At 56.9% G+C, this 17,176-nt stretch carries 9 protein-coding genes; 1 reads left to right on the top strand and 8 read right to left on the bottom strand.

Going from position 1 to position 17,176, the window contains the following annotated elements:
* Positions 1–93: 93 nt before the first annotated feature.
* Positions 94–2,607 (bottom strand): methyl-accepting chemotaxis protein, encoded by a 2,514-nt coding sequence (locus tag F8A88_RS12845; RefSeq protein WP_194163286.1) that lies wholly within the window; start codon positions 2,605–2,607, stop codon positions 94–96.
* Positions 2,608–3,131: 524 nt separating this feature from the next.
* On the opposite strand from F8A88_RS12845, the gene F8A88_RS12840 reads away from it, so the two are divergent.
* On the top strand, positions 3,132–4,475 hold the full coding sequence (locus F8A88_RS12840) for a glutamine synthetase family protein (RefSeq protein WP_151151575.1): 1,344 nt from the start codon (positions 3,132–3,134) through the stop codon (positions 4,473–4,475).
* Positions 4,476–4,568: 93 nt separating this feature from the next.
* On the opposite strand, the gene F8A88_RS12835 is transcribed toward F8A88_RS12840, so the two are convergent.
* The 7 genes from F8A88_RS12835 to F8A88_RS12805 form a co-directional block, all read right to left on the bottom strand.
* Positions 4,569–6,560 carry a sensor histidine kinase gene (locus F8A88_RS12835; RefSeq protein ID WP_151151574.1) on the bottom strand — a complete coding sequence of 664 codons (1,992 nt, stop codon included), beginning with the start codon at positions 6,558–6,560 and terminating at the stop codon, positions 4,569–4,571.
* 151 nt (positions 6,561–6,711) lie between these two features.
* Positions 6,712–8,337, bottom strand: a complete 1,626-nt coding sequence (locus F8A88_RS12830) for a glutamate synthase-related protein (RefSeq protein WP_151151573.1) — start codon at positions 8,335–8,337, stop codon at positions 6,712–6,714.
* Between the two features lie 377 nt (positions 8,338–8,714).
* Positions 8,715–9,497 (bottom strand): tetratricopeptide repeat protein, encoded by a 783-nt coding sequence (locus F8A88_RS12825; RefSeq protein WP_151151572.1) that lies wholly within the window; start codon positions 9,495–9,497, stop codon positions 8,715–8,717.
* Positions 9,497–11,938 (bottom strand): DNA gyrase subunit A, encoded by a 2,442-nt coding sequence (gene gyrA, locus F8A88_RS12820; RefSeq protein ID WP_151151571.1) that lies wholly within the window; start codon positions 11,936–11,938, stop codon positions 9,497–9,499. The genes F8A88_RS12825 and gyrA overlap by 1 nt, the downstream gene beginning before the upstream one ends.
* A gap of 139 nt (positions 11,939–12,077) precedes the next feature.
* Positions 12,078–14,468, bottom strand: coding sequence for a DNA topoisomerase (ATP-hydrolyzing) subunit B (gyrB, locus tag F8A88_RS12815; protein WP_151151570.1), 2,391 nt, complete (start codon positions 14,466–14,468; stop codon positions 12,078–12,080).
* Complete coding sequence (dnaN, locus tag F8A88_RS12810) at positions 14,469–15,638, bottom strand: DNA polymerase III subunit beta (protein ID WP_151151569.1); 1,170 nt, start codon at positions 15,636–15,638, stop codon at positions 14,469–14,471.
* Between the two features lie 142 nt (positions 15,639–15,780).
* Positions 15,781–17,088, bottom strand: a complete 1,308-nt coding sequence (locus F8A88_RS12805) for a DnaA ATPase domain-containing protein (protein WP_151151568.1) — start codon at positions 17,086–17,088, stop codon at positions 15,781–15,783.
* Between the last annotated feature and the right edge of the window lie 88 nt (positions 17,089–17,176).

Here is a 17,176-nt window from a genome sequence, read left to right as displayed (position 1 = left end):
AAAAACCCGGCCAGCATATGCTGGCCGGGCCTTGTTGATACACATGCCAACGCGAGGCTTTGGCCTTTTTGCGGCAACGTAGCGATTGGGCCCTTATTGGGAGCCTGAATTCAAATCAGCGATCAAGGCGTCCAACTCGCTGGCCACGCGCGAAAGCTCCACGCAGGCCTCGGCTGACTGGTTCATGATTTCCGTGGTTTCCTCTGATATTTCGTTGATTTCATCCGTGGACCGGGCCACCTGTTCGGTCGCTGCGGACTGTTCTTCGGCGGCCGTGGCAATGCCACGCACCTGATCGGCCATGTTCTGTGCAAGGTTCACGATCTCCTGCAACGAATCCCCGGCCGCGTGGGAAAGCCCGGTGCAGTCATCCACCACCTGCGCGGCCTTGTCGGTCTGCACCACGTTGCGCTCGGTCACGCCCTGAATGGCGTTGATGGCATCGCCCACTTCCTTGGTGGCCACCATGGTCTTTTCCGCAAGCTTGCGCACCTCGTCCGCCACCACCGCGAACCCGCGCCCGGCCTCGCCCGCGCGCGCAGCCTCGATGGCCGCGTTCAGGGCCAGCAGGTTGGTCTGATCCGCAATGTCGGTGATGACCGTCATGACCCGGCCAATGCCGTCGGCCTGCTCGCCCAGCTCGCGCATGTTGCCCTTGAGAACCGAGGCAAGGCTGGCCACCTCGTTTACGGCGGCGACCACCTCGCTCACCTTGCCGTGGCCGTCCTGAGCCTGATTTCTGGTGGCTTCGGCATTTTCCGCGGCAAGGCTGGAATTTCTGGCCACTTCCATGACCGTGACATTCATCTCTTCCATGGCTGTGGCCGTTTCCGTGGTGCGCCTGCCCTGACGCACGGCCCCCTCGCTGGCACCGTGCACGCGCTCGGCAAGCTGGGTGGACGCCGCAGCCATACGCCGGGAAAGCTCCCCGGCCTGATTGGCGATGCGCTCCATGGTGCGCCGGGATTCCACGATGCTGGTCTGGTCCACCACGATCTCCAGCGCGCCGGCGGGTTCGCCCCGGTCGTCGAACAGGGGAATGGCATGGTTGACCGCCTCCATGGTTCCATGGACGGTTTCCACGGTGCTGCTGCCGCTTTCGCCCTTGAGCGAAGCCATGGCCCGCTGGCAGGCCCACTGCCCGCCGCTGCACTTGTCACCAAAGGCATCCACGCACTTTCTGCCCTGCAAGGAAGCGGCATCACCGCCCGCGCATCTGGCCGTGGATGTGTTCACGTACAACAGCCGCGCATCGCGATCCACGGTAAACAGGGGAAAGGGCATGGCGTCGAAAATGGCGGTAAAGGTGTCGGCCAGCCCGTTGACGCTGCGCACCATCTGGGCGAACGCGCCGTGGAATCCGGAAACATCGCCCCGCGCGGTCATTTCTCCGGTACGCACCTTGGCGGCCGTGCCCTCGCATTCATCGATCAGGGCGGCCATGCTCCGGGGAATGCGTTCCACCGAAGCCGCGATCTCGCCGATCTCGTCCTTGGCGTCCACATGCACGGACGCATCCAGATTGCCCGTGGCCACATCCGCGGCAAAGGTGCGGATGCGCGCCAACGGGCGGAAAATGACAAAGGGCAACACCCCGAGAATGGCCAGGGCCGGAAGCAGCACCGCGCACAGGAAAATGCCCAGCACCAGCATCATGGCGCTGCCGATCATGGCGTTTTGCAGGGAGATGTCTTCGGCCACGGCAATGACCCCGATGGGCTTGCCGTTGTAGTCCTTCACCGGAACATAGGCCAATGCGTAGTTGCCGGAAACGGTCATGACCCGCTCCTGCATACCGCGCCTGAGGTTTGCCGGGGTCACGGCCTTGTCCAACTGCTCGTTGGCCTTGCCGGCCACGCGCACGAACGCGTTGTCCAGCACCGGGTTTTTGGACGGGTCCTGCAGCTTGGTGGTGGTGGGCAGCAAGGCCGCATCCATGTACAGGGTAAAGAACTTGTTGTCGTCATCCTTGAAAAAACGGAACACGTCGTCGTAGCTCTTGAGCACTTCCACGGAACCGAGATGCCTGCCGTCCGGGGATTTGACCGCGGCCAGACCGCGGATGGCAAAACCGCCGCGCCCGGGCTCCACGCCGCGCCGGGAACGGCCGTCGCGGTTCACGTCCAGCACGGTCTGGCGAAACCCGGAAAGATCGTCGGAAACGTCCAGCCACTGGCCGTTGCGTTTGGCCTGCTTTTTCCGCCACATGCGCACAAGGCTGCGGCCGTTGGGCAGGTGGAAATGCAGCTTGAGATTGCCGCCCGTGCTCGCGGAATACCCGTCCAGAACAGACTTGAGTTCGGTGCGCAGCAGTTCGCGGGCCTGCTGGGACGCCGGATCGCTCTCGTCGTCCATGTTGCCGGACTGCGCCAATGCATAGGCGTTTTGCACCACGCCCATACGGCTGAACAGGGCGGCCTCCTCCTGCGCGCGGATGGCGGCGCTTTCCGTGTTCAGGGCCAATTTCTCCGCAGTGTTGCCCAACATCATGTCGGCAACCGAATAGCGCAGGTCGTCGAACTGGTCCGTCAACAAAAAGTATCCGGCCAGCCCGATCACCAGCACGAGCGGCACGATGGGAATGAATATCTTGTATTTAATGCTCACCTTGATTCTCCTGCAAAAACGCGTTGTCTTTGATTGAACCTCCCAAGCGCCGAAACGGACGATAAACCGCAGGACGCATGGAACCATCACGCTCTATACAGTGGGAAAAAAACAAGGCAACCATTGTTACAAAATGAACGAAGAAAAACATATGCTCACATGATCACACAAAAAACGCGTTGCCCGAGAGGTGAAATAATTCACAAGTGCTTGGCACGCAAAAAGAACCAAAACGTACGTCTGTGGTTTTTTCAGGTGCATTTTGGAACAAATGTATGGCAAAAAATCGATACTTTCGATACTTGTAGGGACAATGTGAACATATTTGTCATCGATTTTCGATTTTTTACGCCTTTTTTTACATTAATCGCAAAACAGACTCCGTTTTTCCCGTGACACAGACACGCGAAATCGGATAACGATCTTGAATCATTGCCATTCATCTGCTTGGCACAATGCTTGTATTTTCAACCGGGTTCACTCCGGTCTGCAATACCGAAACCACCAACCAATGGAGGAATCCCATGGACATTCCCGTTTTCAACTGCAAAAACGCGGACGACGTTCTCAAGGCCGTCAAGGACTACAACGTCAGCTTCATCCAGTACTGGTTCGTCGATATTCTCGGAACCCTGAAATCCTTCCAGATCACGCCCAGCGAGCTGGAAGCCTCCTTTGAGGAAGGCATGGGCTTCGACGGTTCGTCCATTCTGGGATTCTGCCGCATCGACGAATCCGACATGGTGGCCATGCCCGACCCCACCACCTTCCAGATATGCTCATGGCGGCCCACGGAACGCCCGGTGGCACGCATGTTCTGCGACGTGGTCACCCCGGACGGCGCACCCTTTGCCGCGGATTCCCGCTACATCCTCAAAAAGGTCATTGCCCAGGCAGCGGAAAAGGGCTTCACCTACTACGTGGGACCCGAGCTTGAATTCTTCACCTTTGCCGACGACCAGGACACGGAAATCCTCGACCGGGGCGGCTATTTCGACGCACCCCCGCTGGATCTCGGCAACAACATCCGCCGCGACATCATCTTCGCGCTGGAAGCCATGGGCATGAAGGTCGAATACTCGCACCACGAGGTTGCCCCTTCCCAGCATGAAATCGACCTGCGCTACGACGAAGGCCTGCGCATGGCGGACACGGCCATGACCTACCGCGTGGTGGTCAAGGAAACCGCGCGCAAGCACGGCTGCTACGCCACGTTCATGCCCAAGCCCATCTTCGGTGAAAACGGATCGGGCATGCACGTGCACCAGTCCCTGTTCAAAAATGGCAAAAACGTGTTTTACGACGCTTCCGACGAATACCATCTTTCCGCGGAAGGCAAGAGCTACATCGCGGGCATCCTCAAGCACGCCCCGGAATTCGTGTGCGTGACCAACCAGTGGGTCAACTCCTACAAACGCCTTGTTCCGGGCTATGAAGCCCCGGTCTACATGGCCTGGGCCCGCCGCAACCGCTCGGCGCTGGTGCGCGTGCCCATGTACAAGCCGGGCAAGGAGGCCGCCACCCGCATGGAGCTGCGCTGCCCGGACCCGGCCGCCAACCCGTACCTGTGCTTTGCCGTAATGCTGGCCGCAGGCCTCAGAGGCATGGATGAAAACTACAAGTTGGCCGATCCGGTGGAAGAAGACATCTTCGAAATGAACGCCCGCCAGCTCAAGCGCAACAAGATCAAGGCCCTGCCCGGTTCCCTGTATGAAGCGGCCATGATGCTCAAGAAGTCCAAATTCATGAAGGAAGTGCTGGGCGACCACCTGCACACCGCGCTGGTGGAAGACAAGATCGCGGAATGGGACGAATACCGTACCCAGGTCACGGAATTCGAACTGGACAAATATCTGCCCATTCTCTAGCGGCGGCATACCCCACACAAATGAAAAAGCCCCGGTTTGCCGGGGCTTTTTTTGTCGTTGTGATCACAACCCGTGTCAGGCGTACGACACGCCTCAAGCGCGCCGTGCCGGTATGGTGAACATGATCACGGCCCCGCCGCCCGGATTGTGGTCCGCCCAGATACGGCCGCCATAATGCTTCACAATGCTGCGGCTGATGGCCAGTCCCATGCCCGAGCCCTTGCCCGTCAGATTGTCGCGCAGGGTGTTGTCCGTGGCCTGATGGAACTTGTCGAACACCAGCTCGAGTTCATCGTCCGGAATGCCCGTGCCCGTATCAGCAACGGCAAAAAGCACGTATCCGTCCTGTTCGCGCACCCTGAGGGTCACCGTGCCCTTGTTCGTAAAGCGTTTGGCATTGGCAAGCAGATTGGCCAGCACCTGCCGCAAACGATCGTAATCCGCGACGATGGGCGGCAGGGTTTCCGATATCTCGGCAATCAATTCCACATCAGCATTTTCGCTAAACGCACCGGAATAGGCCTCGATGGCATCCGCAGCCAGTTTCACCGGATCAATTTCACGGTCCTGCCACGGCATGCGGCCGGCATCCAGGCGCGACATGTCCAGAAAATCGTTGATGAGGCGGGACAAACGCTCGGCTTCCTTGATGATGATGTCCATGTTGGAAAACACGCGCCGCATTCCGGGCAATTCACATGCGTCGGCACAGGTGCCCGTACAGAATTTGGAAAGTTCCTTGCGGATGAGCAGGGCAAAACCCAGTATGGACGTGAGCGGCGTGCGCAGATCATGGGAAACCGTGTTCATGAGCGATGTCTTGAGCTCGTCGAGCTTCTGCAGCTTGGCGTTGGCTCCCTCCAGCTCCATGCTGCGATGATGCAATTCATCGGTTCGCTCGGCCACCAGTTCCTCAAGGCTGGCATTGATGCGTTCAAGCTCGGATTCGGCCTTGCGCCGGGCCATGACCGCGATGCTCAGGAACATGATCAGCGACAGAAGCACGACTATAGTGATGGACCCCCACATCACCAGCCTGAAATGCGTGCGCCAGAAACTCTGCGGCTCGTTGATGATCACGCTCGATTGCGGCACAAAGTGGTCGGCAATGCCGAAATGCTGCAATTCATTGTAATCGAACATGTACTGATTGGGACTCTTGCGCAGCATGGGAATCGAGCTCGCGGACTCGCCACCGAGAATGCGCAAGGCCATTTCCGCGGCCTTTTGCCCCTGCACGCTGGCCGAGGTGATCATGCCGCCAACAATGCCCTTGCCCAGATAAAAATCCCACACGCCGTACATGGGCCGTTTGCACACGGAACGGAATAACCCGATACTCTGTCGGAATGTAAAACTTTCTCCAAGCCGGTCCTGAACAAAGCTCAGGAGCAGAACCGCGCTCTTTTGCGGCAGATCCGAGAGCGCATGAAGCATTTCCTCCATGCTCAGATCCTGCAACATCCTGAACCGCACCCGGTTCTTGAATTCCATCATGACCGCGTCCAACTGATCCTTGTTGGCCAGGCCAGTGGTGGTCCGGTCATTGACCACATAAATAGTTTCCACGTCCGGATTCTGGGTCATGATCACGGCAACGGTCATGGCCAAGTCGACTTCCTCGTAAACCCCGGTCGTGTTGGAAAGGTCGAATTTCTTGCCCATGTCGAGGTCGTTGACCCCGCAAAAGACCATGGGCACACCGGGAAAAAGGCGCTTGCGCAGACCCAGGACAAACCGGGCCGCATTGTCGTCCGCCGTGATGATGAGGTCAAAATGAACACCGGTGTATTTGCGCTCGAACATGCGCGTGAGGCTTTGGTAATGTTCGTCCGAGGTGTATCGTTTGGTGTCCATGTATTCGGTCGTTATCTCGGCGCAATAATCATCGGCGTAGATATTTTCCCGAACGGACTCGCAGATGTCCGCACTCCATTGCAGGCGGGTGCTGTAAGAGCTGACCAGCAGAATGTGATGGCAGGCATGCCGGGCGGCATGGGACTGGGCAGGGAACAAACATGCAGCCAGCAGCACCCAGAATACCGCGGCTCGCGCATGCGTTCGTGTCCTTGCTGATCCGCCCATGAATCATCCCCTGTTTTTGGATTTACCTATTTTTACGTTGATCCTTTTCAAACGCACTGTCAAAGCCGTTAGTAAATGAAACAAATTATCAACAAAAAAGGGTCCGGACGATTGTCCGGACCCTTGAATGAGCTGATGTGCGTATCTGAATCTACATGTCCAGAATCTTCTTTGCGGTCTCGTCCATCACGTCGGTGATGAAGCGGACGCCGGTTTCCCGTTCGGTTTCGCGGTTTCCGGATGCGATGTCCGCACGGGTGATGTCCTCCAGAGAGAACTTGCGGCCGCCGCACATGAGCTGCTGCAGTCCTGCGGAGAGCTTGTCCACCAGGCACCAGATGGCCACCGCGCCCAGAGGCACGTTCTTCATCTCGTCCTTGCCCACCTTCTTCTCCACATCCTGATAGCAGGCGAAGATTTCCTCGGCCGTGGAGCCGTAGCGGGAGACCGCTGCCGGGAGCTTGTCCCAGTTGCCGCAGACCTTTTCGCGGCGTTCCGGGTGCAGCACGCCCTCGATGTTGGAACCGAGAAAACCGGGAATCATCATGGCGCGGCCCATGCAGATCATCTTGGTGTAGGGTGCGCCCATGGCCAGGGCCTTGAAGATGTTGCTTCCCTTGGCAAAACCGCCGGCAAAGGACATGTCCACCACGCGTTTGCCGCGTGCGGCAAGACGGCTGGCATATTCATGCGCCTTGGCGTGCAGCAGGATGGAAGGCACGCCCCAGCTTTCCATCATGTTCCACGGGCTCATGCCGGTACCGCCGCCGGAACCGTCCATGGTCAGAAGATCCAGTTCGGCTTCGGAGGCGAACTTGATGGCCATGGCCAGCGCTTCCATGCCGTAGGAGCCGGTCTTGAGCGAAATGCGCTTGAAGCCAAGCTTGCGCAGGTAGTTGACCGAGGTCATGAACTCGTCGTGGACCTGATCGTACGTGGAAAGATTGGTGTAGCCCAGACGGCTGTGGCGGGCGAAATGCTTGATGGCGCCGCGCCTGAAACCTTCCTGAACCTCGGGCTTTTCCGGATCCGGGTCCACGAGGTAGCCGCGATCCTTGAGGAACTGTGCGTAATCCAGGCTGGTGACCTCGATTTCGCCGCCGATATTCTTGGCGCCCTGTCCCCACTTGAGTTCGATGATGACCTTGTCGCCATACTTTTCAGCCAGGTATTCGGCCACGCCGTTGCGGGTGTCTTCAACGTTCATCTGCACGATGATGGCGCCATAGCCATCGTAATAGCGCATGTAGGTGTCGATGCGGCGTTCCAGCTCGGGCGCCTTGGTGATGCGGCCCTTGCTGATTTCGGATTCGCGGTCCACGCCCACCACGTTTTCACCCACCACGATGGGCGCGCCCACGAGCGCGCAACCCGCGGCAAAGGAATCCCAGTACTTGGCGGCGATGAAAGTGGAACCCAGCGCACCGGTCATGAACGGAACGCGACATTTGGTCTTTTCCTCGGCGCCGAACGAGGTTTCCAGACTCACGTCCGTGAACAGCAGGTCTTCTTCGGTATTCACGGAGCCGAACGCGCCGTAGTTCAACCCCTGAATACGCAGGGAATTGTAGGAAACACCCACATGGGTTGTGTTGCCGCTGCCCGCCGTAACCAGACCGAAATCGCGGGGATACAGGATTTCGCGCCCACGCAGGGAAGACAACCAGGTTTCACATTTACCCTGACAGTCGGCGCGGCACAGTGTGCAGAGCCCGGATTCGATTGCGTTGCCGCGGTTCACACTGCCGAGAACATCGTTGCTTTTTGGCCAATTCATTGTTTCAGCACTCCTTAACAATTATTGTGTATAGGCGAAGACTCCTATCAACTTTTGACATAAGTGTCATCATAAATATGCATTTGCGCCAAAAAGCAGGGTTGTTTTTGTCTGAAAATTGCCTTTTTTGTGCAAAGCGGCAAAGTTTTTTTGCCGCTGCGCCACTTTCCCCAATATTCGGATTGCACACATCCATCTGATACAAAAGAATAATTCCCCTACAAACAATAGGATAATGGTGGTTTCAAACAAAAACCCGGATTGCATTGACGTTGTTCTCCGGCAATTTCATGAACGCAAAAGATGAATGCAGACATGAAAGCCCCCTGTTCGGCGTCGAACAGGGGGCTTTTGTACGGCAATGACCGTTTATTCGGCTATTTTTGCCCTTTCAGGGCACGAAGACGTGCTTCCACGACCTTGGGGTTCGGATAGGTTTCCCGAATCGATTCAAGCAAGGAACGGACCTTGTCGTAATCATGTGCGTATTCAAAGGCCTCGGCCAGCAGAAATGTGGCCATGGCCCGTCTTTCCTCATCAACATTGTCAAGGGCCAGCAGCTGTTCCAGGGCCTTGCGGACCAGCCCCCAGTTGTTGATCAGGCTGTAGCTCTGCGCCAATTCATACAGGCAGGTGGCCTTGTCTTCATTGGTGGACGCACTTTCCGCGCAGTTGTTCAGGGCTTCCATGACCAGATCATAATTCCCCTGCAGGCGGTAAATGCGCGCCAGCCTCAGCTGGGTTTTCACGGTCTGCTCAGGCATGTCCTCGGCCAGCATCAGCGATTTTTCCAGCGTCTCGACAGCCTTGGAACGTTTTCCCAGCTGCATGTAGATGTCGCCCAGCTGGTACATGATCTTCCATCGTTCCAGCTTGTCGTGGCTTTCCTCAAGGCTCATGGCTTCCAGCAGGGACACGGAACGCTCGAGATCGCCCTTGATGTTCAGGGCAATGTTCAAAAGGCGATTCCAGGCCTCCTTGCGGAATTCTCCCTGAGGATTGCGCTGCAGGTACCGCTCGTATCCGGTTTCGGACTGCAGGTAGTATCCCTGCGAATACTGCTCGCGCGCGGCCTTGAGGTCCGCATCCACGGGCTGTCCGCCGCACGCGGCGCACCACAGCATAACTGCGGTCAAAAACAGCGCCTTGAGCGTATGCATCAGGATTCGTCGTCCTTCTGGATTTCCTTGTCCGTAACCAGATCGAATCCGGCCACGAAGATTTCTTCGTCCATGCGCACCAAGCGCACGCCCTGTGTTGCCCGTCCACGGGTCAGGGTTATCTCGCTGACGTTCATGCGAATGATCTTGTTGCCGGAAGTCAGCAGGATGATGTCGTCGGTGTCATTCACCAGACGCGCACCCAATACATCGCCGGTCTTGTCGGTCAGGCGCATGTTCAGGATGCCCTTGCCCCCGCGGGACTGGACCCGGTACTGTTCGATGTTGGTGCGCTTGCCGAAACCGCCCTGCGACACGGTCAGCAGCTCGAAACGGTCGGCATCGCTGGTGGTCACGCAGGCAACCACTTCATCGTTTGCACGCAGGGATATGCCCTTGACTCCGGCCGTTGCGCGGCCCATGGGGCGTGCATCGCGGATATTGAAACGGATGGCCGTGCCTTTCTGCGTGGCCAGGATGCAGTCCGCATCCGGGTTCACTTCCTGCACGGTCATGAGCTCGTCGCCTTCCTTGAGGTTCACGGCCCGGATGCCGGTGGTGCGGCAGTTCTGGTACAGGTCCATGCTGGAACGCTTGATCATGCCCCGCTTGGTCACGAACAGGAAGAAACGGTCCTCGGACAGTTCCTGCAGACTCATGGCCGTTGCGATCTCCTCATCCTTTTCCAGGGGAAGGAGGTTGGCGATATGCGCGCCTTTGGCATACCGGCTGCCTTCGGGAACCTGATGCGCCTTGATCTTGAACATCTTGCCAAGGTTGGTGAACAGCAACAACCACTTGTGGTTGGTGGTCAGCATGAAGGTGTGGATGAAATCGCCATCGCTGGTCTGTACCCCGGCAATGCCCTTTCCGCCCCGGCGCTGTGCCTGATAGTTGGTCAGGGGCGTGCGCTTGATGTAGCCGCGCCTTGAAAGGGTGATGACGGTTTCGTCATCGGCGATGAGGTCCTCGATGTCGATGCTGTCCAGATCGTGCTGCAAAAGCTCGCTCTTGCGCTCGGTGGCGTAGATCTTCCGGACATCGGCCAGCTCGTCGCGGATAACACCCTTGAGCACGTCCTCGTTGTCCAGAATGGAGCGGTAATATTCGATGCGCTTGAGCAGTTCCTTGTATTCTTCCATGAGCTTGTCGCGCTCAAGTCCGGTCAGGCGCTGCAGGCGCATGTCCAGAATGGCCTGCGACTGTACCTCGGAAAGCTCGAAGCGTTCCATGAGGTTGGCCTTGGCCTCGGGCGCGGAAGCGGATGCGCGGATGATCTTGACCACTTCGTCGATGTTGTCCACGGCGATGCGCAGACCCTCGAGGATGTGAACCCGGCGTTCGGCCTTGTCCAGATCGAACTTGGTGCGCCGGATGATGACCTCGCGCCTGTGGTCGAGGAAGCAGTTGAGCACTTCCTTGAGGTTCAGGAGCATGGGCCGGTTGCCCACAACGGCCATCATGTTGATGCCGAAGCTGGTTTCCAGCGGGGTGAACTTGTACAGGGAATTGATGATGATATCGGGAATGGAACCGCGCTTGAGATCCATGACGATGCGGATGCCGTTGCGGTCCGATTCGTCGCGCAGGTCCGTGATGCCCTCGATCTTCTTGTCGTTGACCAGGTGGGCGATCTTTTCCACCAGCGTGGATTTGTTCACGGCATAGGGGATTTCCTTGACCACGATGGAATGGCGGTTGCCCTTGCGTTCCTCAACCTCCATGACACCGCGGATCTTGATGGAGCCGCGGCCGGTGTTGTAGGCGTCCACAAGGCCCTGACCGCCGAAAACCGTTGCCCCGGTGGGAAAATCCGGTCCCTTGATGAAACCCATGAGGTCGGTGACCGTGCAGTCCGGGTTGTCCAGCAGGTGCGTGGTGCCGTCCACCAGCTCGCCCAGGTTGTGGGGCGGGATGTTGGTGGCCATGCCCACCGCGATACCGGCGGTACCGTTGAGCAGCAGGTTGGGCACCTTGGTGGGCAGAACCGAAGGCTCGTTCAGGGTGTTGTCGTAGTTGGGCCTGAAGTCGACGGTCTGTTTCTCGATGTCGGTGAGAAACTCGCTGGCAAGGCGGGCCATGCGCACTTCAGTGTAACGCATTGCCGCTGCAGCATCGCCGTCGATGGAGCCGAAGTTACCCTGACCATCCACAAGGGGATCGCGCATGGAAAAATCCTGCGCAAGGCGGACCAATGCGTCATACACGGCCGAGTCGCCGTGCGGGTGGTATTTACCGATGACGTCACCGACCACGCGCGCGGATTTCTTGTAGGCGCGGTTGTAGGAGTTGCCGAGGTCATGCATGGCAAACAGGATGCGCCGGTGCACGGGCTTGAGCCCGTCGCGCACATCCGGGATGGCCCGGCCTATGATGACGCTCAGCGAATACTCGAGATAACTTTTCTTGAGTTCGCTCTCGATGGAAATCTGGTTATTCATTCATTTGCCTCCGGCAGTTCGGAGCAGGGACCATGTCCCCGCTATCCGAAGTATCTTCCAAAGCGTTTTGGCGCGCTCCCGCAGGAAAACGGCGCGTGCCGCAACAATTTTCTATTTGTTTCAGCCGCTCGTTGCGGTCCTAGATGTCCAGCTCCTGCACCATGAGCGCGTTGCGTTCAATGAACGCCCGGCGCGGTTCCACGTTGTCGCCCATGAGGTCCATGAAGATGTCGTTGGCCTCGGCCGCATCGTCCACGGTGACCTTGAGCATGGTCCGTTTTTCCGGGTCCATGGTGGTTTCCCAGAGCTGCTCCGGGTTCATTTCGCCCAGACCCTTGTAGCGCTGGATCTGCCAGCCGCGGTGCGCTTCCTCGATGACCGCGTCGTACAGGGCGAAAATGCCCCGGATTTCCGTGATCTCGTCCTTGACGTTGAGCTTGAAGGAAAAGGCGCCGCAGTCCTCGCGCATGTCCACGAAGCTCTGGTAGCCCTGCTTGTATATCTTGGAATGGAAGAATTCCATGGCCAGCCGCGTGCGGTGCGCGTTGTCGTCCTCGAAAATCAGGTAGGTACGGTCCTTTTCCAGCTCGTAGTCGCGCTCGGCAATGATCTCCACCTTGAATCCCTTTTCCCGCATGTCGCTTTTGAACACTGCCGGATCATTTTCCTCGAAATGATTGAACTGGATTCGTTCGGGGTATTCCATGAGCACCTGGTACAAACCGGACGGAACGCCCATGTTCTCGGCCTCCGAGAACTTGTCGCGAATGAAGTGCACGCGCTGCAACAGGGTCAGCAGTTCCGTGCCTTCGTATTGCTTGCCGTTCTGGGTTTCGAGCTTGAGGTCGCTGCCCGCCTTTTCCAGCAGGAATGCGTGCAGTTCGTCCTCGTCCTTGATGAATCGTTCGAACTTGCCCTTGTGCGCCCGGAACAGGGGAGGCTGGGCAATATACAAATGACCGCGGTCAATGACGTCGGGATACTGGCGGAAGAAGAATGTCAGCAACAGGGTCCGGATGTGCGATCCGTCCACGTCTGCGTCAGTCATGATCACGATCTTGTGATAGCGCAGCTTGTCGTAATCCTTTTCATCCTCTTCCTTGCCGATGCCGATGCCGAAGGCCGTGATCATGGCACGGACTTCCTTGTTGGCCAGCATCTTGTCGAAACGGGTCTTTTCCACGTTCAGGATCTTGCCTCGCAGGGGCAAAATGGCCTGATGCTTGGGATCGCGTCCCTGCTTTGCGGAACCGCCTGCGGAGTCACCCTCAACAATGAAGATTTCGGAATCCTCGGGGTTCTTGGACTGGCAGTCGGCCAGCTTGCCGGGCAGGGAGTTGTCGGAAAGGGCGCCCTTGCGTCGCACCAGGTCGCGCGCCTTGCGGGCAGCCTCGCGGGCCCGGGCAGCGTCCACCACCTTCTCGATGATCATCCGCGATTCCTTGGGATTCTCTTCGAAGAAGGTGCACAGCTTTTCATACACGAGACCCGCCACAAGTCCCGCAGCCTCGGAGTTGCCGAGTTTGGTCTTGGTCTGGCCCTCGAACTGCGGATCGGGCAGCTTGATGGAAATGACCGCGGTCATGCCTTCGCGCACGTCGTCACCAGTCAGGCGCTTGACCAGCTTCTTGGGCAGGTCCGCGGACTGGATGTAGCCGTTGATGGCGCGCGTAAGCGCGGTCTTGAACCCGGCCAGGTGTGTGCCGCCTTCAATGGTGCGGATATTGTTGGCGAATGTGTACAGATTTTCCTTGTAGGCCGAGCAATACTGAATGGCGAATTCCACCATGATGCTTTCGGCTTCGCCCTCACCGTAGATGATGTCGCCGATGGTGGTCACGCCGGTGTTGATGTGCTCGACATACTGGCGGATGCCGCCGTCGAAACGAAAGGTCTCCACATCGCCGCTGCGCTCGTCCTTGAATTCGATTTCAAGGCCGGAGTTCAGGTAGGCCAGCTCCTTGAACCGTTTCTTGAGCGTATCGAAATCGAACTGATTGACCTCGAAAATTTCCTCATCCGGACGAAAACGCTGCGTGGTTCCCGTGGAATCGGACGGACCGATCTCCTCCAGCTCGGTGACCGGAACCCCGCGTTCGAACTTCATGCGATAGGTCTTGCCGTTGCGCTTGACCGTGGATTCCATGAATTCGGACAACGCGTTGACGCAGGAAACACCCACGCCGTGCAATCCGCCGGAAACCTTGTAGGAATCGTTGTCGAACTTGCCGCCCGCGTGCAACATGGTCATGACCACCTGAAGCGCGGGAACGCCTTCCTTGGGGTGGATGTCCACGGGAACACCGCGGCCGTTGTCCGAAACCGTGCACGAGTTGTCCATGTGCAGGGTAACCTTGATCTTGTCGCAATGACCGGCCATGGCCTCGTCTATGGAGTTGTCGATGACCTCGTAGACGAGATGATGCAGCCCACGGATGTCCGTGGAGCCGATGTACATTGCCGGACGCTTGCGGACAGCCGCAAGGCCCTCGAGAATCGTGATGCTCTCGGCTGTGTACTGTGAACTCATTTAAGCGTTATCCTCGGTGTAGTAGGTCTCTTCCTGAATCATCATGGGCATGACAATGACCTTGTAGTCCGGGTCGTCTTCACCGCTGATGCCGCAGGGCGCTTCGCCGCCGGTCAGGGTGAAGGTCACGGACTCGGAATTGAAGTGATTCAGGATGTCGATCAGGTTCTTGGTGGGAAAGGCGATGCGTTCCAGATCGCCGGAATAGGTAGCGCCGATGGACTCGCGCGCAGCACCCGTATCCTGTCCCTGCGAATGAACGGTCACTTCGCCTTCGCCAAAGGTGAAATACGCGCAACGGTTGGAGTCCGTGTTGAACAGGGAAACGCGGCCCAGCGCGTCCACCAGCTCGGCACGGTTGACCTGCAGCTTGGACACGTCGTCGTCGTTCAGCTTTGCCAGGAAGTTGTAATAATTGGGATACTGGTAATAGGAAAGCGGCAGGGTGAAGGTCTCGGACTTGTCGCCCGTGCGGAAGAAAAGCCGCTTTTCGCTGATGGCCATTTCGATTTCATCGGCGGTCAGCCATTTCTTGAGCTCGGCCAGATATTTTTTCTGGATGAGCACGCCTTCGGCCGGAAGCAGGTCGGCAATGTCGTCGTTCACGAAGTTGAACATGGCGAACTGATGGCCGTTCAGGCCGCAGACCTCGATGGAGCGCGTACCGTTTTCCTCGCGGGGAATCATGTACAGGCAGGCGATGGCTTCCATGGAATCTTCATCGGAAATGCAGAACGATATCTTTTCGATGATCTCGTGCAGGAAATCACCGGACCAGAATACGGTTCCGTTTTCCGGGAATTGCGAAAATTTCTGGAACCATTCGGGATCGTTCACCGGAAAGGTGTATTTCCTGGCTTTCTGTTCCATGAGGAGATTCTGGTTCTCGCCGTCGGTCTTGATGACCAGCTCGCCCTGATCCGAGCGCAACTGGCGCACCAAATCATAGAAAGCGCGGCCCTGCACTCCGGCGAGACCCTCGTCCGTGACCTCGGCCTGATAGGAACCCATGAATTCCAGATTGGAATCCGTGGACATGATGTTCAGGGTTCCGTTCTCCGCCTTGAGCCAGATGGTGCGCAGGAAGGCGGCCCCGGTTTTGGCAGGAATGATGTTGGCCGATTTCTGAAGGCCTTCAATGATACCATCCCTGTTCACTTTCAAAAACATAATAAAATCTCCTTTTAGTGAAGATTAATAATCTCTGTAGCTTTGTAGCTAACCTAGATATCAATTTGAAATAAAAGAAAAAAATTGGAACACCATATGTCCGTCTTTTGGAACAGGATGTTCAAGGGGCAAGGGATTTCCATTATGAACCCGACATGCGACATTTTTTCTTCAACGTTTTCAACATCTGTTTCAAATCGTTATCATCTACCTGTAATTGTTTTACTTTTTTCACAGAATACAAGACCGTGCTGTGGTCTTTTCCTCCGAAGGTGCGGCCAAGGGCCGGATAGGAAACATTGAGCATTTCGCGGCACAGGAACATGGCTACCTGCCGGGCCTGGGCAATGTGCTGGTGACGTTTGACGCCCACAAGATCTTTGTAGTTGACGTTGAAGTGCTCGCAGACCACCTGCATTATTCTCTTGGGCGTCAGGTCGTCCGTGTTCTTTTCTTCAGTGTTGTTCAGGATATGGTCGAAATCCTTTTGCGATATATCCTTGTGCACCAGTTCGCGGTAGGCGAACAGCTTGAGCAGTACGCCCTGCAGATAGCGGAAATCGGAAAACCGCTGGGCAAGGGTCAGAATCTGTTCCTTGGTCAGGGGCAGTTTCTTGAAGCGGCACTGCTGCTGGATATAGCCCACGCGGATTTCAAGGTCCGGCTCCTTGAGCGTGACGATAAGCCCCCAGCCCAGCCGGGATTGCAGGTCCGCGTCCAGAAAGTCGTAGGCACTGATCTTGTCGCGGCAGGTGAAGACCATCTGTTTCTTGTTGTCATAGAAGTGGTTGAATATGTTGACAACTTCGTGCTGCATACTCGGATATTGGCGGATCTGCTGAAAATCGTCGATGAACAGGTAATCGAAATCGAACACGTGGTGCCGCGCCCGGAAGGAATCGCCGTTGAATTTGACCGCATAGAGATTGTTCAACTGGTCCATGGACCCGAGGAATATCTTGGAACAGTCGTGCTGTTTGCTGATTTCGTTGGCAACGGCCTTCATCAGGTGTGTTTTTCCGGACCCGTTGGGACCGCAGATGATGAAGGGGTTGAACAGCGAACCGGATTGCTTGGCCACTTCTCGTGCCGACGCCAGGGGAAAATAGTTTTTCTTGTTGATCAGAAAGGTGTCGAACGTGAATTGGCGGTCAAAGGGAAAATCGATGCGTTTGGTCATGGAAACGGCGGGCATGCCCTGACCGCCCGTCTGGCTGCCGCCATTGGTGTCGTAGCTGACCGAATAGCCGTTGCCCAGGAAGAGGTTGAGCTGGGACTCGAATGCGCTCTGCACGGATTTTTCGAACCAGGAAGCAAAGAACAGATGCGGAAACAGTACCACGAGCTGATGATCCTCTTCCGAGAAATCCAGTTGCAGCGGGTCATACCAGCGCTTGAGCTCGTCGTTGGAATAGCTTTGCTTGAGGTGTTTTCGAAAGGCTTGTTTCACGTCGATAGCGTCTTTTTGGATGTCTGTTTTCAACTACATGATATATATGAATAAAAAAAATCAGTTTCAGAACTTTTTAAACACCATC

The sequence above is a fragment of the Pseudodesulfovibrio senegalensis genome, assembly GCF_008830225.1.
GTDB classification, from domain to species: Bacteria; Desulfobacterota; Desulfovibrionia; order Desulfovibrionales; family Desulfovibrionaceae; genus Pseudodesulfovibrio; species Pseudodesulfovibrio senegalensis.
Note: the sequence above shows the minus strand (reverse complement) of the source record. Positions and strands in the feature narration are given on the sequence as shown.